The sequence below is a fragment of the Lentzea sp. NBRC 105346 genome (genome assembly GCF_030269605.1).
Taxonomy (GTDB): Bacteria; Actinomycetota; Actinomycetes; order Mycobacteriales; family Pseudonocardiaceae; genus Lentzea.
Genome location: NZ_BSTQ01000002.1, coordinates 68,219 through 92,369, shown reverse-complemented (window position 1 = coordinate 92,369; position 24,151 = coordinate 68,219). Strand labels below are relative to the sequence as shown.

Here is a 24,151-nt window from a genome sequence, read left to right as displayed (position 1 = left end):
TCGTTGGAATGAGCCCACATCCTGTCAGACGGTCAGAGCTGCTGCTGCTCCATCACCAGGATCGCGCCGCTGGGCTGGCCGCTGTTGGCGTGCAACGACGAGCACACGACCCGGATCATGACCTCGCGCCCGCGCCGGTTCACCGCGGGCACCTGCACCTCGGCCGAGAACGCCGGGTCCGCCAGCGCCTGCCGCACGATCGGCCGCAGCTCCGGCATCGGCAGCCCGATGTCGAGGTTCAGCAGGTGCTCGCCCTCGGCCTCGTGGCCGCGCACGCCCCACAGTTCCTCGGCGCCGCGGTTCCACGCCAGCACCCGCATCTGCAGGTCGAGCACGACCACCCCGGAGCGCAGCGAGGTGAGGATCGACTCGAGGAACTCGTTGACCTGGTCGAGCTCCGTGCTGCGGTCGCGCAGCGTGTCGTTGATCGTCTGCAGCTCGTCGTTGGTGGACTGGAGCTCCTCGTTCATCGTCTCCAGTTCCTCGTTGGTGGACTGGAGCTCCTCGTTGGTGGTCTCCAGTTCCTCCACCGTGGACTGCAGTTCCTCGTTCGTGGTCTCCAGCTCCTCGTTGGTCGACTGCAGTTCCTCGTACGCCGACTCCAGCTGCCGGTTGGCGTACTCGAGGTCGTCGAGCAGCTGCCGCGCGGAGGTGACGTCGTGGAACACCACGGACACGCCGAGGATCATGTTGTCCTGACCGACGAGCGGGTTCACGTGGATCTCGAACCACAGCTTCTCGCCGGGGCCCCGCGTCCACTCGACCTCCTTGACGCGCAACGACTTGCGCTCCACCTTGGCCTGCTCGACGTAGCCGCGCAGCTCCACCGGGCGGTAGGACAGGTCGAGGTCGCGCAACGGCCGGCCGATGTCCTTCGCCGACACGCCGAACGTGCTCTCCGCCTGCTGGTTCACCAGCGCGACCACGTCGTCGGCCGACACCACGACCTGCGCGACCGGGCTCGCCGAGAAGGCGTGCTCGCGCAGCTCGTCGAGCCCGCCCACGTCGGCGCGCCGGTCGTGGACGAACGAATGCGGAATGAACGGCTGCGGGCCGCCGCTGCCGTTCGGGATCTTGCGGAAGATGCGCCGCTTGAGGTCGATCGGGTCGAAGATGCGGCTGTGCGAGAGCAGCATCTCGGCCTTGCCGAGGAACAGCACCCCGCGCGGGACTAGCGCGAAGTGGAACCGGCCGAGGATCTTCGCCTGCGTCTCCTGGTTGAAGTACATCAGGGTGTTGCGGCACACCAGCAGGTCGATCCGCGAGATCGGCGCGTCCTGCACCAGGTCGTTGCGGCCGAAGATGACCGACCGGCGCAGGTCCTTGCGGAAGCTGTACCGGTGGTTCTGCGGCTCGAAGTACCGCGTGAGCATGTCGGGCGGCACGTTCTGCAGCTCGCGGTCGGTGTAGCTGGCGTGCCGGGCCTGCGCGAGCGCCTCGTCGTCGACGTCCGTGGCGTAGATCTTCACCTGCTGGCGGAACCGCTCCGGCCCCATCGCCTCGCACAGCGCCATCGCCAGGCTGTACGCCTCCTCGCCGGACGCGCACCCCGCGCTCCACACCCGCAGCGGGTCGTCCGGTCCGCGCTCGGCGATCAACGCGGGCACGACCTCGTCGCGCAGCACCTCCCACGCCTCCTGGTCGCGGAAAAAGCCCGTGACGTTGATCAGGATAGTGTTGAACAGCGCGTCGAACTCGTCGGCGTTGACCTGCAGATGATCGATGTAGTCGCCGTACCCCTCGATGCCGACCTGGCCCATGCGGTGCCGGACGCGGCGCATGAGGCTGGTGCGCTTGTAGCCGGTGAAGTCGAACCCTCTCGACTCCTTCAGATACAGCAGCACTTCCTCGAACGCGTCATCGGGCGACGGGGCCGGGGCCTGGCGGTCGGTCACACACAGAAACTACTCGCCTCACGGGTGCGCGAGCACGGCCCACACGACCTTGCCCCCGTCGAACGCCGGTGACCACCCGGAAGTGCGGCTCAGCCGGGCCACGAGGTCCGTTCCGTGCCCCAGCCCCAGGCGGGTCGGCGGACGCGGGTCCTCGTCGCGCACCGCGACCGACAGCCCGTCCGGGCGTAGCTCCAGCCGCAGCACCATCTCCGACTCCGCGTGCTGTACGGCGTTCTCCACGAGCTCGCTCGCGATGACGACCACGTCGTCGGCGATCAGTGACACCCGCCACCGCTTGCAGGCGTCCCGGACGAACGTGCGGGCGTAGAGCGGCGCCGCGGGGGAGCGGGGCAGCCGGACCCGGTCGACCCGGTGCGGCGAGGGCCGGGCGAGCGACGCGACCGCGCTGCTCAACGTCGCGTGCACGGGCACGAACCGGTCGACGGCGCTCGCGTGCAGCGCCTTGCGGTGCCGGTTCGTCTCGGCGACGATCACGATCGGCACGCCCGGCCACTCCGACACCTTCAGCCACACCGTGGTGAACACCGCGAGCATCCGCTGTTGAGGTGCGAAGAACTCCTCGTCCAGCCGGACGACGAGTGCCGCCGGTTCCTCGGTCGTCAGTTTGAGCAGCTCGTCGCGCAGTACGGGATAGCCGGCCAGGTCGAGCGTGCCGACCGGGCGGACGACGGTGACGCGGCCGAACGGCGAGACGTCCAGACTGAGCAGGTTGGCGATCATCGGTGGTCACCCGCGCGCGTGAGGTGGCTCCTGAGCACACCGGCCGCGTGGGAGCACTCCTTCGCCGTGTTGCCGAACCGGTCGGCGAGCAACGACCGGCCCCGCTCCAGCGAGGTCTTCCGCATCCGGATGGCCATGTCGGCCTGGCCCTCCAGCGTGCGCACCGCCACCCACAGCGCGCGTTCCACCTCGCTGCCGTCGGCGGCGTGCGCCCCGCGGTGCGGCGGCCGGAACGCCGTCACGGCCTCCACCTGCTCGCGCACCCGGCGCGCCAGCACTGGGCCCATCGCGGCGAGCCGCAGCACGTGGTCCACGTCGACGTCGCGCAGCACGCTGCTCGGCATGCCCGCGTACTTCGCCTCGTCCGGGTCCTGCACGACGGCGACGCCGCCGCGCGACTTGATCGCGATCATGCCCGCGTTCCCGTCGTGGAGCGCGCCCGACAGCACGACCCCGATCGTGCGCGGTCCCCACGACACCGCGGCCGACCGGAACAGCACGTCCACCGACGGCCGGTGGCCGTTCTCGGTGAGGCCGCGCGACAGGCGTAGCGCGCCGTCCTCGACCAGCACGTGGTGGTCGGGCGGAGCGACGTGGATGCAGCCGTGCTGGAGCCGTTGCCGGTCGGTCACGAACGAAGCCGGCAGCGGCCCGCTGCGTTCGAGGATGCCCGGCAGCGCGCTTGATCCTCTGGCCGGGATGTGCAGCACCACGGCGACCGCGGCGGGGAAGTCCTCGGGCAGGCTCGAAGCGAAGCCGCGCAACGCTTCCACCCCTCCGGCGGAAGCGCCTACGACCACCAGGTCCCTCGGCTGTGGCGCCACGGCCAAGGGATACCCGGCGTGACCGCGTCTACACGGCCGCGCTATCGGCCGGACGGCCGGATTCGGCGAGCTCGTCGCGTGCCTGGTTGGGAGTCAGGCGGCGCATGCCCTGGCGTTCGCACCGGCGCACCACGCCCGGCTGTTCGCGCATCAGCCGCCAGCCCCGGCGCAGCAGCACCGGAATCGGCTTACGCGCCTCCGCCACGTCGCGCAGGAAGCGGCGGGCGAACGTCACCGGCGCGCTGGGCGCGAGCACGATCGCGTCCTTGAGCACACCGGCCTGCCGGGCCCCGTCGACGAGCAGGTCCGCGAACAGGCCCTCGGCGATGAACCCGTTGGCGCCGTTGAGGGACACGGTCTGCGTACCGACCTTGCGGTCCTCGCCGATCGAGTACACCGGCGCCTCGATCGTGCCCTCGCGCGCGAGGGTGATCACCGCCTGGAGGGCCGCGCCGGTGTTCCAGGAGCCTTCGGCGTCCCAGTCCGCCCGGCCGTGCTCGTCGCGGGGCAGGAGCGGGTCGTCGCCGTCGCGGTAGAAGTCGTCCAGCCGCAGCACGGGCCAGCCGAGCTTGGCGGCGAGGGTGGACTTGCCCGACCCGGAGGGGCCGGCGAGAAGGACGGCACGCGGTTCCACGAGCGGCGATTTTCGCACACGTTACGCTCGAACGCATGAGCGAAGGTCTGTTCGACGAAGGCCTGTTCGGCGCCACCGACGAGGAGAAAGCCGAGCGTCTGGCCGCGAACGCGCCGCTGGCCGTGCGGATGCGGCCCGCGACGCTGGACGAGGTCGTCGGTCAGGATCACCTGCTCGGCCCAGGCGCGCCGCTGCGCAGGCTGGTCGAGGGCGCCACACCCGCGTCGGTGATGCTCTACGGCCCGCCCGGCACCGGCAAGACGACGCTGGCGACCCTGGTGTCCCGCGCCACCGGCCGCCGGTTCGTCGCGCTGTCGGCGCTGTCGGCGGGCGTGAAGGAGGTGCGCGCGGTCATCGACGAGGCGCGCCGCCGCCTGGTGCGCTCCGGCGAGTCCACGGTCCTGTTCATCGACGAGGTGCACCGGTTCTCCAAGACGCAGCAGGACGCCCTGCTCGGCGCGGTCGAGGACCGGATCGTGCTGCTGGTCGCCGCGACGACCGAGAACCCGTTCTTCTCCGTGGTGTCACCGCTACTGTCCCGGTCCCTCGTGCTGCAGCTGCGCCCGCTCTCCGATGACGGGGTGCTGGCCGTGGTCTCCCGCGCGATCGCGGATCCGCGGGGCCTGGGCGGCTCGGTCGTCGTGGAACCCGAGGCGTTGGACCACCTGATCCGGTTGGCCGGTGGGGACGCGCGGCGGGCGCTGACCGCCTTGGAGGCGGCGGCGGATTCCGCTGTGGCGTCGAATGATTCCGTGGTCACGCTGGCGGTGCTGGAGTCCACGGTGGACAAGGCGGCGGTGCGCTACGACCGCCAGGGCGACCAGCACTACGACGTCACGTCGGCGTTCATCAAGTCGATCCGCGGCTCGGACGTCGACGCCGCCCTGCACTACCTGGCCCGGATGATCGAGGCGGGGGAGGACCCCCGGTTCATCGCGCGCCGGCTGGTGATCCACGCGTCCGAGGACGTCGGGATGGCCGACCCCACCGCGTTGCAGACGTGCGTCGCCGCCGCGCAGGCCGTGCAGCTGATCGGTCTGCCCGAGTGCGCGCTGAACCTCGCGCAGGCCACCATCCACCTCGCCACCGCGCCCAAGTCGAACGCCGTGACCACCGCGATCTACGCCGCGATGGAGGACGTCCGCAAGGGCATGGTCGGCACCGTGCCCGCGCACCTGCGCGACGGCCACTACGCGGGGGCCGCCCGGCTCGGGAACGCTCAGGGCTACCGCTACCCGCACGACGTGCCCGAGGGCGTGCTCACCCAGCAGTACCCGCCGGACGACCTGGTCGGCCGCGACTACTACCACCCGACGCCCCGCGGCGCCGAGCGTGCCGTCTCCGAGCGTCTCCCCAAGCTGCGAAAACTCATCCGCGGCGACTGATTGCTATGGGGGGAGCTTTCCAAGCGCTGACCGCTTGGAAAGCTCCCCCCATAGCAAACCTGTCAGTCGGTCAGTTTGCGCGTGATCGGGAACGTGGCCGTGACGCGGAACCCGCCGTCCTCCGTCGGACCCGCGTCGAACTCGCCGTCCAGCAGCTTCGCCCGTTCCTTGAGCCCGATCAGCCCGTGCCCGCCACTGGGCAGCTGCGCGTCGCACGCGTCGGTGTGCGTGTTGCGCACCTCGGCCCGCACCTCGTGCTCGTCGGCCACGACCAGCACCTCGGCGTGCGCGCCAGGCGCGTGCTTGCGAATGTTGGTGAGCGCTTCCTGCACCGTCCGGTAGATCGCACCGGAGATCGGCGGCGGCAGCTCCAGCGTCGGCCCCTCGATGCTCAGTGACGCCTCGATGCCCGCGTCGGCGACCAGCTCGGGCAACTGGTCCACGCCGGGCTGGCGCGCCTCGTCACCGTTGGTCGTGCGCAGCACGGACACCAGCTGCCGCAGCTCGTCCAGCGTGCGCGTGGACAGCGTGCGGATCGTGCCCGCGACCTGCTTGTGCTCGGCGTCCGCGACCGCCATGCGCAGCGCCCCCGCCTGCATCGCGATGAGGCTGACCTGGTGCGACACCACGTCGTGCATCTCGCGGGCGAGCCGTGCCCGTTCATCCGCGCGCACCGCGTGGGCGTGCAGCACCCGTTCTCGTTCACGCGACGCGGCCAGCTCGGCGATGCGGTCGGCGAGGTCCTGCCGGGCGCGCGCGAGGAACGCGATGGTGAGCGGCAGCCCGACCACGACGACCGCCCAGATGGCGTCGTGCACCATCGCCTGCCACTTCTGGTCGAAGAAGAAGCTGGGCGGCCACGAGATGAACCGCCCCACCCACACCAGAATGGTCCCGACCAGCGTCTTCCAGCCCAGCTGGTTGCGCCACGCCACCGTGCCGAGCGCGATCATCGCCGCCATCTGCGCCCAGCCCGCGATGAAGCCGGGAATGGTCAGCAGCAACGTGAGGAACGGGAACTTGCGCCGCAGCAGCATCGCGCCCGCGGCGACCCCGGTCAGCCAGTACGAATAGCCCTCGAGCGGCACCAGGTACTCGCGGAACGCGCCCAGCCACACGTCGAGCGTCGCGCCCGCGATCGCGGCCACGTCGATGAGCAGGTCGCGCCGCTTCACCTGGAGGAATCTTCCGGTCAGCGACCAGCGCCTCCCGGCCGGCGCCTCGGTGCGTCCGGACGGCAGCTCCCTCGCCGCCTTGGTGGTCAGCGCGCGACCTCCCGTGTCTGTCCGGTCCTCACCGTACTGCGCGTATGTTGCGGTTGACATGACCGCCCCTTCGCCCCGACCTGCCCCGTCACCTTCCGAGACGACTCAACACCTCGATCGGGACGTGTCGCCCGGAAGAAATGTGCTAGCGCACACGCCACCCGAGCGTTCACGCAGGTGAGCGTACGTGTTGGTGGCGGCTCGGCAACGCGTTTTGCCCGCGGACGGCGATGCCGCCCCGGCGAAGCGATTCACCGAGGCGGCACCGACCAGGGGATTACGGGTGCTGCGGGCAGGTCTTCCAGGCGAAGTGGTAGGTGGTCTCGATGTTCCCGTCGGTCGAGTCCATCGACATGAAGCTCGTCGTCTTGGTCGTGTCGGACGAGCCGGCGTTGACCCGCAGCTCGGTGTTGATGTTGAAGTTCCGCAGCTCACCGCACGGGTGGTAGACGATCGCGGCCACCTCGGTGGTGTCGGTCGCCTGCCAGTTGTCGGTCAGCGGGCCGGCGTAGCTGTGCGTCGAGTACGCCGTCGGCGACATGCCCTGGAAGTAGTAGTTGGCCTTCTCGAGCCCGGAAGCCCCGGCCTCGAGTGACGCGAAGCCGCGGTAGTCGGCTGACGCGATTCCATAGGTGAAGCCCTGTGGGACGTTCACTCTCAGGTTCAGCTGGCAGTTCTTGCGGAAGTCGGTCGGCTTGGCACCGACGCCGACCTGGGCTAGGAAGTCGCTGTAGGTGACCGTGAACGCCTTGTTGTCCTCGGAGATCGCGACGGCGGCCGTGCCCGCCGGGCAGCCGGAGCCGTTGATGGTCACGATGTCGATCGTGATGTGATCAGGCGGCGGGGTGGTGCCAGGGGCACCCGGCGGGATGATGATGGACGCGGCCATGAGAGCGGCAGTCACCGTGTTGAGCATGAGACACCTTTCCGGACCAAACTTGAAGGTGCGGCGGCGGAGCGAAGAGAATTATTCGCAGGACTTCCAGGAGAAGTGGTAAAGGGTTTCCTCTTCGCCGCGTGAGGAGTCCATCGTCATGAAACTCGTGGATCCCTCATCACCGCGCGTCACGCGCAACTCGGTGTTGATGTTCAGGTTCCGCTGCTCGCCACAGGGCGAGTAGACGATTTTCGCGAATTCCGTCTCATCGGTGGTGTGCCAGTAGTCGCCGTACGGTCCGCTGAACCGGTGGTCACGGATGTTGTTCGCCGGGCTGCCCTGGAAGTAGTAGTTGGCGCGCTGGAGCGCCGACGCCTTCTCGGGGATGTACAGGAAGCCCTTGTAGTCCGCCCGCGAGATGCCGTAGCTGAAGCCCTGCGGGGTGTTGACCCGCAGCACGATCTGGCAGTTCTTGCGGAAGTCGGTCGGTGGGGCCTCGTTGCCCGCCACCACGTAGTAGTCGCGGTAGGTCACCTTGAACCACGTGTTGTCCGGCGACACGTACACCGAAGCGGTGCCCGGTTTGCAGCCGGATCCGTTGACCGTCACCACGTCCACAGTGACGCGTTCCGACGGAATGGATGACGCATACGCGGGAGCGGACGATGCCAACAATAAGAGAGCCAATCCGGCGGAAGCCGTCGCTATACGCATGAGTGGCCTTTCCTGGAACCTTTCAGAGCGGTGGCGGCGGCGTTGAAGGGGAGGGTATCGTAAAGATTCTTCACGAGTGTGGTCCGAACGGGTTACACGCGTCTTTTCACACCTTCGGCCCAGCTTGACGGCGAAAATGTCCGACAATCGTCAGGTTAAAGGAACGAGGGCCCCGCTCTGTGACCGCCGAGGCCGTATCGCATACTTACTGCATGCAACCAACGAGCGGGCTCGTTCTCGTGGTCGAGGATGAGGATCCGGTGCGCAGGTACACCGTCGGTCTGCTCGTGGAACTCGGATTCACAGTCGTGCAGGCGGCCGACGGCGCACAGGCCATCGAGATCGTCCGCGAACGCGGCGGCGAGCTGCGCGCGATGTTGCTCGACCACAGCATGCCGGGGATGAGCGGCGAGGACGTGCTGGCCGCGCTCGAGCGTGACGGGGTCAAGATTCCGGTTGTGCTGACCAGTGGGCACGACGAGGCGGCGCTGCGGCGGCGGTTCGACGGGTATCCGGTGGCGGGGTTCCTGCAGAAGCCGTTTCGCATCGAGACGCTTGACGAGACGGTTCGTCAGGCGATCGATCAGTCCTGATCGAGTAGCGCCCGTACCTGGTCCAGCAGGTCGTGCTCGGTGTACGGCTTGGTGAGCAGCACCGCCGTGTCGCCGAGCTTCTCCTCCGTGGTGTAGCCGGACATGTAGAGCACCCGCGTGCCCGGCCGGATCCGCCGCAGTTCGGCCACCAGCTCGGGGCCGCCCATCTTGGGCATCACCACGTCGGTCACCACGAGGTCGATCTCCTGGTCGGAGGCGACCTTCAACGCCGCCTTGCCGTTGCGCGCCTCGATCACGAGATACCCGGCGCGCTGCAGGAACCGCTTGGTCAGCGTGCGCACCTGGTCGTCGTCCTCGACCAGCAGGATCGTCTCGGACCCCTGGTGCGCGGCCACGCCGCGCGACGCCGATGAGGAGCTGGAGCCGGACGTGGTGCCGCGCGGCAGCCGGATCTCGACCGTCGTGCCGACGCCGACGGCACTGGTGATGTCGATCTGGCCGTCGCTCTGCTGCACGATGCCGAACACGGTCGCCATGCCGAGACCGGTGCCCTTGCCGACCGGCTTGGTCGTGAAGTACGGCTCGTACACACGCGCGAGCACGGCCTCGTCCATGCCGGTGCCGGTGTCGATTACCCGCAACGACACGAACTTCTCGTCGTGGTTGCTGGTCTCGATGCGCAGCACGCCGCCGTCGGGCATCGCGTCGCGGGCGTTCGCGGCCAGGTTGAACAGGATCTGCTCCAGCTGACCGGCGTCCGCCCACACCGGCGACACCTGCGCCGGCAGGTGCAGCGTCAGCTCCACGTCCTCGCCGACCAGCGTCGACAACATGGCGCGCACCTTCGTGATCGTCCGGTTCAGGTCGACCCGCGTCGGGTGCAGCACCTGCTGGCGGGTGAACGCGAGCAACTGGTGCGTCAGGTTCGTGGCGCGCTCGCCCGCGTGCCGGATGTCCTCGATCTCCGGGCGGCGCGGGTCGTCGGGCTGCGTGCGGCGCAGCAGTGCCTCGCTGTTGCCGCTGATCACGGTCAGGATGTTGTTGAAGTCGTGGGCGATGCCGCCGGTGAGCCGGCCGATCGCCTCCATCTTCTGCGCGTGCCGCAGCTGCGTCTCCAGCCGCTCGCGCTCGGCGATCTCCGCGCGCAGGTGCCGCGTGCGTTCCTTGACGCGGTCCTCCAGCTCGCCGTGCGCGAGCTCGAGCTTGCGGCGCGCGTCCTGTGCCTCGGCGACGGCCTGGCGTTCCCGCTGGATCATCCGGATGCCGCGCAACGCGCTGCTGAGCTGCTGCTGCACCGCCTCGTAGATCCAGCCGATCTGCGGGCCGACCTCGAACAGCACGAACCCCAGCTGCTCCTCCACACCGTGCAGCGGCGCGGCGAGGATGCTGTACGGCGTGTCGCGCTCCAGCGGGTACGGCGTCAGCTGCACCGACGGGAACAGCTCGTCGTCCACGTCGGGCCGCAGCTTGCCCAGCTCGTACGACACCACCGGCCGGGCCAGCTCGGTACCGGCATCCGGCTCGTACGCCATGACGTGGCAGCCGGGGATGCCCAGCCGCGGCAGTTCCTCGACCAGCGCGTCGGTCAGCTCCGCCACGTCCCGCGACGCGATCAGGCGCTGACCGGCCTCGCGCACGGTCTGGTCGCGCCGTTCGTGCAGCAGGTACTGGAACGTGCTGGCGCTGGCGAAGGCCTCCGCGACCATCAGCTGCACGCGCAGCCACATGTCGCCCAGCGCCAGCGCGTCCGGGATCCGCGCGGAGACGAACCGGTGCATGTCGAACAGCGGCGGCCACCACTGCTCGGGCTCGAACCCGGCCCGCGCGCTGGCCCGCAGGCACTCCGCGAGCAGGTGCAGGAACTCGCTGCCGTCGCCGGTGCGTCCGGCGACGAGGAACGCGCGGGGCAGGTTCTCGGCCCACCCCTCGGGCAGCAGGTCGGACTTGGGGCCGAGCGCGAGGCGCAGGTTCGTCGCCACCGAGTCGGCGGTGTGGCGTTTCGGCATCGAGAGCCCGCCGTGCGCGGGCCCGGATCTCTTGTAGCCCGACGGCAGGCAGCCACACGACCGGCGCACGACCAGCTCAGTCGGCATGGTCTCGACCTGCGGCGTCTTCTCCCCGTTGATCAGCGCGACCGCGAGGTCCGCCGCTCGGCGGCCCATGTCGAAGAACGGCGCCCGCACGGTCGTGAACGATGGCGTGCCCGCGTCGATGTTCACCCGCCGCTGCACGGTCGACGTCGCCCCGTCGCCCTCGGGCGGCGTGACGTACCCGAGGTCGTGCGTGCGGATGTTGGTGTGGTTGTCGTACCCGACGACCGCGACGTCCTCGGGCACGCGCAGCCCGGCGTCGTCCAGCGCCGCGATCACGCCCAGCGCGTAGTCGTCGTTCGCCGCGGCGATCGAGTCCGGCGGCCCGTCGACGACCTCCAGCAGCTTCGCCACCGCGTCCGCCGCGCCCGACGGGTCCCACGAGAACGAGCCGGGCATCGTCACCAGCCGCGGATCCACCTCGATGCCGTGCTTCTTCAGCGCGTCGACGTATCCCTGGTAGCGCTCCTGCGCGCCGGCGTGCGTCTGCGGCCCGCGCACGAACGCGATGCGGCGGTGCCCGTGCACCTCGATGAGGTGCGTGACGGCCTTCTCCATGCCGCCGCGGTTGTCCATCAGGATCGTCGGCCAGTCCGCCAGCGTCGTCTCGACACTGATGATCGGCATCGGCGCGAACCGCGTGGCGAAGTCCCGCATCGACTGCTCACCCACGAGCTGCCCGACCCGCGTCGTCCACATGATCAACGCGTCCAGCCGGTGGGGCGAGATCAGGTCGTAGACGGCGTTCGCGCGCCGCTTGTGCGGGTTCGGGTGCTCCAGTTCGGTGCCGACGAAGCACACGAAGTCGCAGTCGTTCGCGGCCGCTCCGTCGCTGGCGCCGCGCCACTGCTCACCCGCGAGCTCGATGAGCGGTCCTGCGGTGACCATGCCGATGGTGGGTCGCACTAGTAGGCCGTCTCCCCGCGTGATCTGAACCGACGCCAGATGATACGCACCCGGTTGTGGCCTGGGTAACACATAGCGCGTGGAATCAGGCTAATGGCGGGTGCAACACATGGCGTAAGCGCTGGCGTCACGCCAACGTGCGGGGCGGTGGTACCTGCTGCCATTACGCCAGGGGTGGCTGGAAGAGATCCGGGACCTTGGAGGCCGCCGCCGAGTCCAGCAGCCACAACGTCCGGCGCCGGCCACGCGCGCCCGCCGCCGGGATCTGCATCTCGCCCGCCCCGTTCAGCGCCATCGCGACCGCGGGCGCCTTGGCCTCGCCCGTCGTCATCAGCCACACCTCCTGCGCGTGCCGGATCGCCGGCAACGTCAGCGAGACCCGAGTCGGTGGCGGCTTCGGGCAGTTGCGCACCGCCACGACCGTCCGTTCCTTCTCGTACACCGCGGGCGAGTCCGGGAAGATCGAGGCGCAGTGCCCCTCCTCGCCCACGCCGAGCAGGCACACGTCGAACGTCGGCACGTCCCCGTGGTCCTCGGGCCGGGCGTGCCGCGCCAGCACCTCGGCATATGCCTCGGCGGCGGCCTCCGGCGAGTCCCCGTAAGCGCCGTCCGAAGGCGCCATCACGTGCACCCGCGCCGGATCCAGCGGCACGTGATCCAGCAACGCCGCCCGCGCCTGAGTCTCGTTGCGCTCCGGATCACCGGACGGCAGGAACCGCTCGTCACCCCAGTACAGGTCGACCCGGCCCCAGTCCACGGCATCCCGCGCCGCGTTCCGGTTCAGCTGCTCCAGCACCGCGGTACCCGTCCGGCCACCGGTCAGCACGACCGAGGCATACCCCCGAGCCGTCTGCGCGTCGACGATCCGGGTCACCAGGCGGGCCGCCGCGGCGGCGGCCAGCAGGCCGCCGTCGCGATGGACCACAACTTCCGGACGACTCACGACGAAGCCTTCGCCTTGGCACGGACCTTCGGCTTCTTCTCGGCCTCACCGTTGGCCGCCGGTTTCGGCGTCGCGGCCTTGGCCTTGGTCGCCTTGCCGAGCGACTTCAGCGCCACCTCGTACACCTCGTCGGGGTCGAGCCGGCGCAGCTCCTCGGCCAGGCAGTCGCGGATCGACCGGCGCTGCAACGCGATCCGCCGCTCCGGCTGACCGGGCTGCGACAGCGTCCCGACCTTGCCGTCGGGCCGGTGCAGCTCGACCGGACCCGACTCGCGCTCCAGGCGAACGGTGACGATGCCCTCGCCGCTGGTCGCCTTGAACCGCTTCGCCGGCACCTTGCAGTACGCGGCGAGCCACGACGCGAGCAGCTCCGACGACGGCGAGTCCGCCTCGCCCGTCACCTCGATGTCGGTGATCTTCTCGTACGGCGGCAGGTCCAGTGCCGCGGCGAGCATGCCGCGCCACAGGGTCAGCCGGGTCCACGCCAGGTCGGTGTCACCCGGCGCGTACGAAGCCTTGCGGTTCTCCAGCGCCTTGATCGGGTTCTTCTCCGCCGCCGCATCCGTGATCCGGCGTTGCGCGAGCTGGCCGATCGGGTCCTTCGACGGTGCAGCAGGTGCGTCGAACGGCCACCACGCCACAACAGGGGTGTCGGGCAACAAGAGCGGCATCACGCAGGACGCGCCCTCGTTGGCCAGCGGGCCGTACAACCGCAGCACCACGACCTCGGACGCACCCGCGTCACCGCCGACGCGGATCTGCGCGTCCAGCCGCGGCGCCGCCTGCCGGGCACCGCGGGCGACGACGATCACGCGGCATGGGTGCTCGCGCGACGCGTCGTTCGCGGCGTCGATGGCGGCGTCGGTGCGCTGGCCGTCCTCGGTGACGATCACGAGCGTGAGCACGCGGCCCAGCGTCGTGGCGCCGCCCTCGTCGCGCAGCCGCACCAACCGGGAGTTGATCTGCGACGTGGTGGTCGATGGCAGATCGATGATCACGGACGCCTCCAGTGCCTTCCGGTGCGGTTGGTCATCGCGTCCGCCGACGGCGGCCCCCACGTACCGGCCTTGTACTTCTCCAGTTCGGGCAGGTCCTTCTTCGCCCAGAACTCGAGGATCGGGTCGAGGATCTCCCACGAGAGCTCGACCTCGTCGTTCTTCGGGAACAGCGACGGCTCGCCCAGCAGCACGTCGAGCAGCAGCCGCTCGTAGGCCTCCGGCGACGACTCGGTGAACGAGTGGCCGTAGCCGAAGTCCATCGTGACGTCGCGGACCTCCATCGTGTTGCCCGGCACCTTCGAGCCGAACCGGATGGTCACGCCCTCGTCCGGCTGAACCCGGACCACCAGGGCGTTCTGGCCGAGCTCCTCGGTCGCGGTGTGGTCGAACGGCAGGTGCGGCGCGCGCTTGAACACGACCGCGACCTCGGTGACCCGGCGGCCGAGCCGCTTGCCGGTGCGCAGGTAGAACGGCACACCGGCCCAGCGCCGCGTGTTGATCTCACACGTGATCGCGCCGAACGTCTCGGTCTTCGACTCGGGCGAGAAGCCGCCCTCCTCGTGCAGGCCGGGCACCTTCTGGCCGCCCTGCCAGCCGCCGGTGTACTGACCGCGCGCGGTGGTCTGCTCGAACGGCTCCAGCGGCCGCGTCGCCGAGAGGATCTTCACCTTCTCCGCCCGCAGGTCGCTGGGCTTGAAGGAGACCGGCTCCTCCATGGCGATCAGCGCGAGCAGCTGCAGCAGGTGGTTCTGGATCACGTCGCGCGTCGCGCCGATGCCGTCGTAGTACCCGGCACGGCCGCCGAGACCGATGTCCTCGGCCATCGTGATCTGCACGTGGTCCACGTAGTTCGCGTTCCAGATGGGTTCGTACAGCTGGTTCGCGAACCGCAGCGCCAGGATGTTCTGCACGGTCTCCTTGCCGAGGTAGTGGTCGATGCGGAACACCGACTCCTCGGGGAAGACCTCGTTGACCGTGTGGTTGAGCTCCTGGGCGCTCTTCAGGTCGTGGCCGAACGGCTTCTCGATGACAACCCGGCGCCACTGGTCCGGGTGGTCGGTGTTCTGGGCGAGCCCGGCGCGCTTGAGCTGGTTGACCACCGTCGGGAACGCGCCCGGCGGGATCGACAGGTAGAACGCGTGGTTGCCGCCCGTTCCGCGGTCGGCGTCGAGCTTCTCCAGGCACGCCTTGAGGTTGTCGAACGACGCGTCGTCGTCGAACGTGCCCTGCACGAACCGGATGCCCTCGGCGAGCTGGTTCCACACGGCCTCGCGGAACGGCGTGCGCGCGTGCTCCTTCACCGCGTCGTGCACGACCTGCATGAAGTCCTGGTCCGCCCAGTCGCGGCGGGCGAACCCGACCAGACCGAAGCCCGGCGGCAGCAGACCCCGGTTCGCGAGGTCGTAGATCGCGGGCATCAGCTTCTTGCGCGACAGGTCACCGGTGACACCGAAGATGACCAGCGCGCTGGGACCGGCGATGCGCGGCAGCCGCTTGTCCCGTGGGTCACGCAGTGGGTTCCGCCACTGCTTGGATGGTGCGCTCAAGAGCCGTCCTCCTGGACTGCTTCGACGAGTTGTGCGAGGCCGGCGACGCGGTCCGTCAGGTGCAGTCGCAGCACCGGACGGCCGTGCCCGGCCAGAACCTGTCCGTCGCCCAGCGCCTGCGCCAGCTGCAGCGTCGCGAGGTCGTACGGCCGGTCCGGCACGTCCAGGTCCACTTCGGACGCACCGGTGATCTGCAGGAAGACGCCGTTCTGGTGACCGCCCTTGTGGTACTGGCCGGTCGAGTGCAGGAAGCGCGGGCCCCAGCCGAACGTGGTCTGCAGGTGCGAGCGCTTCGCGATCTCGGGGCGCAGCAAGGCGAACGAGGCGTCGTCGATGCGGTCGAGGTAGGCCTGGACACTGACGTAGCCGTGGTCCGGCGCGGCCGCGACGAGCGCCTGCAACGCCTCGGCGACCGTGCCGAAGCTGGTGCCGGCCGGCCACTCGCCGCTCACGTGCACCTCGACGTCACCCTCCACGAAGGACGGATCGGCGAAGTCGGACACGGGGTTGTCCAGCAGTGCGCGGGCGGCCTTCTTGGCGGCCTCGACGTCCGGCTGGTTGAACGGGTCGATGCCGAGCACCCGGCCGACGAGCGCGGTCGCGTACTCCCACAACAGGAACTGCGCGCCGAGCGTGCCCTCGACGGCGACCGCGGACGAGCCGGTGGCCGGTCCGATCGCGACGGTCGTGGCGTCCGACCGCGCGTCCACGAAGCCCGGCGCGCCCGGTCCTTCGACGACGACCGGCAGCAGGCCCGTGCCGTTCTTGCCGGTCGACTCGGCGATCAGCTGCTCGGCCCAGTCGCCGAAACCCTTGATGCCCGAACCGGAATCGGCGAAGACGATCTTCTCGGCACCGTGCGCGTGCGCGGCGCCGAAGATGCCGGCCAGCAGGATCGCCGGGTTGTCGGGGGAGTCCTGCGACAGGATCTCCGCCGCCGCGGCCGCGTCGTCGAGCAGCGACTCGACGTCCGCACCGGCGAGGTAGGACGGGACGAGACCGAAGGCGGTGAGCGCCGAGTAGCGGCCGCCGACGTTCGGGTCGGCGAGGAAGGTCTTGCGGTAGCCCAGCTTCTCGGACAGCTCGGCGAACGGCGAACCGGGGTCGGTGACGACGACGATGCGGGACGCCGTGTCGATGCCGGCCTCGGTGAACGCCTTCTCGAAGATCCGCCGGTGGCTGTCGGTCTCGACCGTGCCGCCCGACTTGGACGACACGACGATGACCGTGCGCTGCAGGTCGCCCTCCAGCGCGTCCGCGACCTGGGCCGGGTCGGTCGTGTCCAGCACGGTCAGCGGAACACCGGCGGTCTGGGTGATCACCTCGGGCGCGAGGGACGAACCGCCCATACCGGCGAGGACGACGCGGTCGACGCCCTCGGCGTGCAGCTCCTCACGCAGCTTCGCGATCTCCGCGAGCAGCGGACGGGAGGTCTCGTGCAGCGTTGTCCACGACAGGCGGATGCTCGCCTCGGACTCGGCCTCGGGACCCCACAGCGTCGGGTCCTGCGCGGTCAGCTTGCTCGCCACCGAACCCGCGACCAGGTCAGCGACGATCGTGCTGACCTGGTCGGCGTTCGGCGAACGGACGATCTCCACGGAGATCACGTCGCTCATAGCTGAAACTCAGCCCTTCAGTTGTGCCAGCTGGTTCGTCACGGTCTGGAGCAGCTCTTCCCAGGACTTCTCGAACTTGTCGACGCCCTCGGTCTCGAGCACCTGGAAGACGTCCTCGAGGTCGATGCCGACGGCGCTGAGCTTCGCGAACACCTCACGCGCCTCCTGCTCGCGTCCGGTGACCTGGTCGCCCTCGATATTGCCGTGGTCGGCGACCGCGTGCAGGGTCTTCTCCGGCATCGTGTTCACCGTGTTCGCGACGACCAGCTCGTCGACATACAGCGTGTCCTTGTACGCCGGGTCCTTCACGCCGGTCGAGGCCCACAGCGGCCGCTGCGCGCGGGCACCGTCGGCGACCAGCGCCTCCCAGCGCGCACCCGTGAAGGTCCGCTCGTACGCGGCGAACGCGGCGATCGCGTTCGCGATGGCGGCCTTGCCGCGCAACGCCTTCGCCTCGTCGGTGCCGATCTTGTCGAGCCGCTTGTCGATCTCGGTGTCGACGCGCGACACGAAGAACGACGCGACCGAGTGGATCGTGCGCAGGTCGTGGCCGTTGGCCTTGGCCTGCTCCAGGCCCTCGACGAACGCGTCCATGACGCCCTGGTAGCGCTCGACGGAGAAGATCAGCGTGACGTTGACGCTGACGCCCTCGGCGAGCGTGCGGGTGATCGCCGGCAGGCCCTCCTTGGTCGCCGGGATCTTGACCAGCAGGTTCGGCCGGTCGACGGTCTTCCAGAGGTCGAGCGCCTCGGCGACGGTCTTCTCGGTGTCGAACGCCAGGCGCGGGTCGACCTCGATCGACACGCGGCCGTCCACGCCGTCCGTGGCGTTGTAGATCTCGCGGAACACGTCGCACGCGTTGCGCACGTCGGTCGTGGTGACCTCGCGGATCGTGGCGTCGGTGTCCGCGCCGCGGTTGGCGAGCTCACGGACCTGCTCGTCGTACGACTCGCCCTTCGACAGGGCGTTGGCGAAGATCGTCGGGTTGGTCGTCACGCCGACGACGTTCCAGTCGGCGATCAGCTCGGCGAGGTTGCCGGTCGTGAGCCGTTCCCGTGACAGGTCGTCCAGCCAGATCGAGACGCCCGCCTGGGACAGCGCCGTCAGGTTTGCGTTGCTCACTTGTCTCCCCTCACCTTCTGCAGCGACTTCTTCGCCGCCGCGACAACGTTCTCAGTGGTGAAGCCGAACTCCTTGAACAAGGTCTGGTAGTCCGCCGAGGCGCCGAAGTGCTCGATCGAGACGATCTCGCCCGCGTCGCCGACGTAGCGGTACCACGGCTGGGCGATGCCCGCCTCGACTGCCACTCGGGCCTTGACGGCGGACGGCAGCACCGACTCGCGGTATTCCGGGTCCTGCGCGTCGAACCACTCGACACACGGCATGGAGACCACGCGCGTGGGAACGCCCTCGGCCTCGAAGACCTTCGCCGCCTCGACCGCGATCTGCAGCTCGGAACCCGTGCCGATGAGGATCAGCTCCGGCGCGCCGTTCGACGCCTCGGCCAGGACGTAGCCGCCCTTCTTCACGCCCTCCTCGGACGTGCCCTCCAGCGTCGGTACGTTCTGGCGGGTCAGCGCGAGGCCGACCGGGCCGAACTGCTCGATCGTCGCCTTCCACGCGTATGCGGTCTCGTTGGCGTCACCGGGGCGGACGACGCTCAGGCCCGGGATGGCGCGCAGCGCGGCGAGGTGCTCGATCGGCTGGTGCGTCGGGCCGTCCTCACCGAGGCCGATGGAGTCGTGCGTCCACACGTAGGTCACCGCGGCCTGCATGATCGCCGCGAGCCGCACCGCCGGGCGCATGTAGTCGGAGAACACGAGGAACGTGCCACCGAACGGGCGGGTCGGGCCGTGCAGCCGGATGCCGTTGAGGATCGCGCCCATGGCGTGCTCGCGGACACCGAAGTGCAGCGTGCGGCCGTACGGGTGCGCCTTCCACATGCCGGTGGAGATCTCCTCCGGACCGAACGACGGCTCGCCCTTGATCGTGGTCAGGTTCGACTCGGCGAGGTCCGCGGAACCGCCCCACAGCTCGGGCAGCCGCTTGGCCAGCGCGTTGATCACCTCACCGGACGCCTTGCGCGTCGCGACACCCTTGGCGTCGACCGGGTACACCGGCAGCTCGTCCGCCCAGCCCTCGGGCAGCTCCCGCGCCACGAGCCGGTCGAACAGCGCCTTGCGCTCCGGGTTCTTCTCGGCCCAGGCGTCGAACGACTTCTGCCACTCGGCCTTGGCGTGCTCGCCGCGCTTCACGACCTCGCGGGCGTGCGCCAGCACCTCGTCGGCGACCTCGAAGGTCTGCTCCGGGTCGAAGCCGAGAATCCGCTTGACCTCGGCGACCTCGTCGTTGCCCAGCGCGGCGCCGTGCGCGGCACCCGTGTTCTGCTTGTTCGGCGCCGGGAAGCCGATGACCGTGCGCAGCACGATGAACGACGGCCGCGACGTCTCGTTCTTCGCGTTCTCCAGCGCCTCGAGGATGCCGGTGACGTTCTCGCCGCCCTCGACGACCTGCACGTGCCAGCCGTAGGCCTCGTAGCGCTTCGCGGTGTCCTCGGACAACGCGATCGTCGTGTCGTCCTCGATCGAGATCTTGTTGTCGTCGTAGATGACCGTGAGGTTGCCGAGCTTCTGCGTGCTGGCGATCGACGACGCCTCGGAGGTGATGCCCTCCTCGATGTCACCGTCGGACGCGATCACGTAGATCTGGTGGTCGAACGGGCTCTCACCCTCGGGAGCGTCTGGGTCGAACAGGCCGCGCTCGCGACGCGCGCCCATCGCCATGCCGACGGCGTTCGCGAGGCCCTGGCCCAGCGGTCCGGTCGTCGTCTCGACACCCGCGGTGTGGCCGTGCTCGGGGTGGCCGGGGGTCTTGGAGCCCCACGTGCGCAGCGCCTTGAGGTCGTCGAGCTCGAGGCCGTAGCCGCTCAGGAAGAGCTGGATGTAGAGCGTCAGGCTGGAGTGCCCCGCGGACAGCACGAAGCGGTCGCGTCCGGGCCAGTCCGGGTCGGCCGGGTCGTGCCGCATGACGCGCTGGAACAGCGCGTACGCGACGGGGGCGAGGCTCATGGCGGTGCCGGGGTGACCGTTGCCGACCTTCTGCACCGCGTCGGCCGCGAGCACCCGAACCGTGTCGACAGCACGCCTGTCGAGCTCGGTCCAGTCTTCGGGCAGATGGGGCTCGGTCAGCCGGGTGATGTCGTCGGACACGGACTGTCGCTCCACTCTCTTCGATTGGGCGGGCCGGTGAATCGATCCCGATGACCTGACCCGCGATTCTCCTCGTCCGGCCGCCAGCCTAGTCCTGGGGACCGACGAATCCGCTTGGAACTCGGTTACCTCGTTGTGTGCCCAGGCACACCACTACCCGAACGGGCCTCGCAGACCGGCGCTCGTTACTATCGGTCGTCGGTTTTCACCCCGTATTGATTCGAGGAGCCCATCGCGATGAGTGCCGTCCTCGAGGCCCCAGCGCGGTCACCTCGTCAGGTCGTTGGCGCGTACGTGGCGTTGACCAAGCCACGCGTGATCGAACTGCTCCTCATCACGACCATCCCGGCGATGCTGCTGGCTCAGCGGGGCCTCCCACCCCTGTGGCTGATCGCCTGCACCCTGACGGGCGGCACCCTCGCCGCCGGCTCGGCGAACGCCCTCAACTGCTTCGTCGACGCCGACATCGACTCGGTGATGAAGCGGACCACGGCCCGTCCGCTGGCGCAGAACGCCATCCCACCCCGCAACGCCCTGATCTTCGGCGTGCTGCTGGGCGTGGTGTCCTTCGCGTTCCTCTGGACTTTCACCAACCTGCTGTCCGCGGTGTTCGCCGTCGCGACGATCTTGTTCTACATCTTCGTCTACACGCTGGTCCTGAAGCGCCGGACGTCGCAGAACATCATCTGGGGCGGCATGGCGGGGTGCATGCCCGTCATCATCGGGTGGTCGGCGGTGACGGGCACGGTCGAGTGGCCGGCCATCGTCATGTTCGGCGTCATCTTCTTCTGGACGCCGCCGCACACGTGGGCGCTCGCGATGAAGTTCAAGGAGGACTACGCGCGCGCTGGGGTACCGATGCTTCCCGTTGTCGCCACCGCCACGCAGGTGACGCGGCAGATAGTCATCTACTCCTGGATCACCGTCGCCTGCACCCTGGCTCTCGCGCCGGTGACGTCCTGGATCTACGTCGGCGTGGCTCTCGTCTCGGGCGTGTGGTTCGCGGTGTTCGCGCACAAGCTGCACAACGTCGTCCGGCGGGGCGGGTCGACCAACACCATGAAGTTCTTCCACATGTCGAACCTCTATCTGATGCTCGTCTTCTGCGGGCTGGCGGTCGACGCCGTGGTCGGGCTTCCGGTGCTTGGCTGGCCGTTCTAGTTCCTCCTGCACCTCACGGGGTACGGGCACTGGCCTGGTGCGGTTCAGATCACAGGGTGCCCGGTTCTTGCCCGTTTTCGGTCAGCGGAACTCGTGCACGACCGGGTAGCGCTCCGGGAACCCTGACGCGACCCGGAACCGGGTGACGCAGCTGATGCCGTGGTGCGGCACGTTCCACTCCGCGCGCGATCTTGCCCGCGTGTTCCTCGTTAGCACCGGGTAGAAGATCGGCTGCTCGGGAAGGCAGGGTCGCCAGGCCTTCCAGACGGGACCGCCGACCACGCGTTTTTCAGGAAGCGACCGCGGTCAGCAGGTCCTCCACGCAGGGGTCGTCCAGCGACTCCACGATGCACTGCCACAGCTTCAGGTTCGCCGAAGCCCACTTCGAGTAGGTGGCGGCCGCCTCGGCGTCGTAGAAGTAGAACCCCGAGTCGTGCTTCCCGACCTGCTCGCCCACGATCTTCTGCGCCAGCTCCCGCAGCGTGATCCCGTTCTCCTGCAGGTACTTGTGCGCCAGCACCACGGGCGTCACGGGCAGCGCCTTGAACAGCGTGTCGGCGTCCGACAACGCCTGCGCCTCCAGCGAGATGTCGCGGTGCCGCGTGCGCATCTCGGCCTCGAGCACGATGTCCTCGATCCACGCCACCTCGGCGACACCCGCGGAGGACAGCACGGAGGCCCGCAGTTCGGACCCCTCCACGGGCAGCGAGTTGCGCCGCACCATGTAGTTGAGGTCGTGCACGAGTGCGGCCACCTCGACCACGTCCGAGGAGGCGCCGTTCCGAGAAGCGAAGTGCACGGATTTGTCGCGCACGAAGCTCACGTGGTGCCAGCCGTGGAACTGCAGCCGAGGGGCGAGCTCCTGGCAGAGCTCGAAGACCTGCCGCTCGACGGCCGTGATCGCGGATCGTGGGATCGCTGTCCGGGTGGGCACAGCCCCCGATCGTAAGTGTGCGGCGGCCCTTCAGTTAGAGGCTTTCAGAGGTTCTTGGTGAGGTCCTCCAGTCGCTCCTCGACCGGTACGTGCCGGTGCGAAATGCCCGATTCCGGGTCGTAGGACAGGCTGAACGCGGACACGGCACGCGACTTCACCAGGAACGTCATGGTGCCGTCCGCCGCGCGCGGGATGCGGTGGAAGTCGTCGGCGAACAGGGTGCCGACCGCGCCGGCGGCGCACTGGGCGCGGGATTCCATCTTGGCCCAGACGACCGAACGGCCGCCGAGGCCCAGCCGGACGTCGTAGCGTTCGTGCAGGTAGGAGCCGCGTAGCAGGGTGGTGCAGAAGTGGTAGCGGTGGTTGTGGACGGAGTCCGCGTAGCCGGGACGCCAGTCGCGCCACGGTTTGTACTCGTGCAGCCAGAACGTGAACGGCTCGTCCGGTTCGTCGCGCAGGCACCAGGAGAAGTGGGTGGTCGTTTCGCGTGAGTGCGCGATCACCCACATGGCTTCCCGTGGTGACAGCGTGTTGAGGTGGTCGCGCAGTTCATTGCGCAGCGAAGGCCGTCCCGCCCACGAACGAAAGCAGGTGGCCACGTCTGACCAGTTGTCGATGACAGGGGAATCGACTCTAGTGAGGCGGGACGCGAGTTCGGCGAGTGCGGTCAGCCCGGTGAACTCGGCTAGCAAAACGATCAGCTCCTCAGCTGTGCGGAGGCGAAGAACTCTCGGCGGAATTCGTGGAACTTGTCTTCCAATGAGACGAACTCATCCGAGGACAGGGGAGTGCCGGTGATCTTCTCGAACAAAGCCTGAAAATCGGTGCGGGATGTCGACGGCGTGATCGTGAAGTGATAGCCGGCGCGGGAATTGCTGATCCGCAGGAACTCTGCGCGCTCCATCCCGTACAGGAAAGAGCTTTCGGTGAAACGCAGGGTCCGCGGATAGGGCCGGATCACTCCGGCGGTGTTGCTGTACAGCGTGAGCCACGCGCTGTCGTCGAACAGCTCGAGCCGGTCGACGGGCGGGTCGGACACGATCGTGCCGTCGATGCGGCTGCATCGGCCGCGCGCGAGGAACAGCCCGACGAGCCCGATGGAGATCTGCTCGCGCAGCTGCGCGGCGATCACGTCGTAGTCGCCCTCGGCGCCCTCGTGACGCAGCATGTACCTGGCCCGGCCGCTGATCGCGTTGCCGTCGCGCGGGTCCGCCAGCACCGTTCGCAGCTCGCACTCCGACTGTGACAGCAGCACCCGGCACGCCGCGTACCGGCCCGCGAACCCGCGGAAGCAGTACAGGCGGGTGCGCTCGAGGTCCTGCATCATCAGCTGGTTGAACTGCGGGTCCGGCTTTGCGGTCGGCTCGAACACGTGGCTGGGGAAGAACTCGCGGTCGAGCGCGCGGTACTCGGCGGTCAGGTCCTGCAATGCCTTGCGGCTTTCCTCGACTACCGGCGCCACCAATGCCCGTTGCGCCGCCGAACTGGTGATGAGCGTTTGCGTGAAGCTCACCACCGCGGAAATCAACGTGCCGGTGCCGACCGACGTCACGAAGTTCCGCAGCGTTCCCGGCTCCATTTGACTGGATATGGTCAAGCAGATACCCGAAGTGACCACGAGTACCAGAAGGAGCAAACCTGTGCGGGTCCAGAAAAGTTCCTGGAGCAGGTTGCTGCGGACGCCCCTTGGCTCCGCTGACACGATGTCACCTCCTTGGTCCGCACACGAACGGACGAATGCTCTCGGTGTCCGACCGAGTGCGCGGAGTTACTGTACGCGCCGGTCAAAAGATAGGGAAGCCATAATTCATGATGTATTTCGGCGCGCAATAATTGATCACGGAAGGGCCCGCCGACG

The 24,151-nt window shown here is 68.9% G+C and carries 20 protein-coding genes; 3 read left to right on the top strand and 17 right to left on the bottom strand.

Going from position 1 to position 24,151, the window contains the following annotated elements; all coding sequences use genetic code 11:
* Positions 1-32: 32 nt before the first annotated feature.
* The 4 genes from QSK35_RS04780 to QSK35_RS04765 are packed head-to-tail and all read right to left on the bottom strand — an operon-like array spanning position 33 to position 4,094.
* Positions 33-1,895, bottom strand: coding sequence for a CheR family methyltransferase (locus QSK35_RS04780; protein ID WP_285742692.1), 1,863 nt, complete (start codon positions 1,893-1,895; stop codon positions 33-35).
* Positions 1,896-1,913: 18 nt separating this feature from the next.
* Positions 1,914-2,636 (bottom strand): ATP-binding protein, encoded by a 723-nt coding sequence (locus QSK35_RS04775; protein WP_285742690.1) that lies wholly within the window; start codon positions 2,634-2,636, stop codon positions 1,914-1,916.
* Positions 2,633-3,460 carry a chemotaxis protein CheB gene (locus QSK35_RS04770; protein ID WP_285742688.1) on the bottom strand — a complete coding sequence of 276 codons (828 nt, stop codon included), beginning with the start codon at positions 3,458-3,460 and terminating at the stop codon, positions 2,633-2,635. Before QSK35_RS04770 ends, QSK35_RS04775 begins: the two co-directional genes overlap by 4 nt.
* A 28-nt stretch (positions 3,461-3,488) precedes the next feature.
* Positions 3,489-4,094 (bottom strand): uridine kinase family protein, encoded by a 606-nt coding sequence (locus tag QSK35_RS04765; RefSeq protein ID WP_285742687.1) that lies wholly within the window; start codon positions 4,092-4,094, stop codon positions 3,489-3,491.
* 35 nt (positions 4,095-4,129) lie between these two features.
* On the opposite strand from QSK35_RS04765, the gene QSK35_RS04760 reads away from it, so the two are divergent.
* Entirely contained in the window at positions 4,130-5,479 is a 1,350-nt protein-coding gene (locus QSK35_RS04760; RefSeq protein WP_285742686.1) for a replication-associated recombination protein A, read from the top strand.
* Between the two features lie 62 nt (positions 5,480-5,541).
* Here the strand turns inward: QSK35_RS04760 and QSK35_RS04755 are convergent, their stop codons facing one another.
* The 3 genes from QSK35_RS04755 to QSK35_RS04745 form a co-directional block, all read right to left on the bottom strand.
* The gene (locus QSK35_RS04755; RefSeq protein ID WP_285742683.1) at positions 5,542-6,804 is read right to left on the bottom strand and encodes a sensor histidine kinase; all 1,263 of its coding nucleotides are present in this window, start codon (positions 6,802-6,804) and stop codon (positions 5,542-5,544) included.
* Between the two features lie 217 nt (positions 6,805-7,021).
* A complete protein-coding gene (locus tag QSK35_RS04750; protein WP_285742681.1) occupies positions 7,022-7,660 on the bottom strand; it encodes a DUF4360 domain-containing protein in 639 nt (212 codons plus the stop codon).
* Between the two features lie 51 nt (positions 7,661-7,711).
* Positions 7,712-8,335 (bottom strand): DUF4360 domain-containing protein, encoded by a 624-nt coding sequence (locus QSK35_RS04745; protein ID WP_285742679.1) that lies wholly within the window; start codon positions 8,333-8,335, stop codon positions 7,712-7,714.
* A 212-nt stretch (positions 8,336-8,547) separates the two neighbouring features.
* Between QSK35_RS04745 and QSK35_RS04740 the strand changes: the two genes are divergently transcribed.
* Positions 8,548-8,928 (top strand): response regulator, encoded by a 381-nt coding sequence (locus QSK35_RS04740; protein WP_285742678.1) that lies wholly within the window; start codon positions 8,548-8,550, stop codon positions 8,926-8,928.
* On the opposite strand, the gene QSK35_RS04735 is transcribed toward QSK35_RS04740, so the two are convergent.
* The 7 genes from QSK35_RS04735 to tkt all read right to left on the bottom strand — a co-directional run bounded on the left by QSK35_RS04735 (position 8,919) and on the right by tkt (position 20,198).
* Positions 8,919-11,885, bottom strand: coding sequence for a substrate-binding domain-containing protein (locus tag QSK35_RS04735; protein ID WP_285742676.1), 2,967 nt, complete (start codon positions 11,883-11,885; stop codon positions 8,919-8,921). The two genes, QSK35_RS04740 and QSK35_RS04735, sit on opposite strands and share 10 nt — an antisense overlap.
* 163 nt (positions 11,886-12,048) lie before the next feature.
* Positions 12,049-12,828, bottom strand: a complete 780-nt coding sequence (gene pgl, locus QSK35_RS04730; RefSeq protein ID WP_285742675.1) for a 6-phosphogluconolactonase — start codon at positions 12,826-12,828, stop codon at positions 12,049-12,051.
* Positions 12,825-13,826 carry a glucose-6-phosphate dehydrogenase assembly protein OpcA gene (gene opcA, locus QSK35_RS04725; protein ID WP_285742674.1) on the bottom strand — a complete coding sequence of 334 codons (1,002 nt, stop codon included), beginning with the start codon at positions 13,824-13,826 and terminating at the stop codon, positions 12,825-12,827. The genes pgl and opcA overlap by 4 nt, the downstream gene beginning before the upstream one ends.
* On the bottom strand, positions 13,823-15,373 hold the full coding sequence (gene zwf, locus QSK35_RS04720) for a glucose-6-phosphate dehydrogenase (RefSeq protein ID WP_285742673.1): 1,551 nt from the start codon (positions 15,371-15,373) through the stop codon (positions 13,823-13,825). The genes opcA and zwf overlap by 4 nt, the downstream gene beginning before the upstream one ends.
* Positions 15,370-16,989, bottom strand: coding sequence for a phosphoglucose isomerase-related protein (locus QSK35_RS04715; protein ID WP_285742671.1), 1,620 nt, complete (start codon positions 16,987-16,989; stop codon positions 15,370-15,372). Before QSK35_RS04715 ends, zwf begins: the two co-directional genes overlap by 4 nt.
* 9 nt (positions 16,990-16,998) lie before the next feature.
* A complete protein-coding gene (gene tal, locus QSK35_RS04710; protein ID WP_285742669.1) occupies positions 16,999-18,111 on the bottom strand; it encodes a transaldolase in 1,113 nt (370 codons plus the stop codon).
* Positions 18,108-20,198, bottom strand: a complete 2,091-nt coding sequence (gene tkt / locus QSK35_RS04705) for a transketolase (protein WP_285742667.1) — start codon at positions 20,196-20,198, stop codon at positions 18,108-18,110. The genes tal and tkt overlap by 4 nt, the downstream gene beginning before the upstream one ends.
* Before the next feature lie 237 nt (positions 20,199-20,435).
* On the opposite strand from tkt, the gene QSK35_RS04700 reads away from it, so the two are divergent.
* Positions 20,436-21,359: a heme o synthase gene (locus tag QSK35_RS04700; RefSeq protein ID WP_285742665.1), complete on the top strand. Its 924-nt coding sequence runs from the start codon at positions 20,436-20,438 to the stop codon at positions 21,357-21,359.
* Between the two features lie 289 nt (positions 21,360-21,648).
* Here the strand turns inward: QSK35_RS04700 and QSK35_RS04695 are convergent, their stop codons facing one another.
* The 3 genes from QSK35_RS04695 to QSK35_RS04685 are packed head-to-tail and all read right to left on the bottom strand — an operon-like array spanning position 21,649 to position 23,995.
* The gene (locus QSK35_RS04695; RefSeq protein WP_285742664.1) at positions 21,649-22,293 is read right to left on the bottom strand and encodes an HD domain-containing protein; all 645 of its coding nucleotides are present in this window, start codon (positions 22,291-22,293) and stop codon (positions 21,649-21,651) included.
* Between the two features lie 44 nt (positions 22,294-22,337).
* Positions 22,338-22,985: a hypothetical protein gene (locus QSK35_RS04690; protein WP_285742662.1), complete on the bottom strand. Its 648-nt coding sequence runs from the start codon at positions 22,983-22,985 to the stop codon at positions 22,338-22,340.
* Between the two features lie 5 nt (positions 22,986-22,990).
* Positions 22,991-23,995: a hypothetical protein gene (locus tag QSK35_RS04685; RefSeq protein ID WP_285742660.1), complete on the bottom strand. Its 1,005-nt coding sequence runs from the start codon at positions 23,993-23,995 to the stop codon at positions 22,991-22,993.
* Positions 23,996-24,151: the final 156 nt, after the last annotated feature.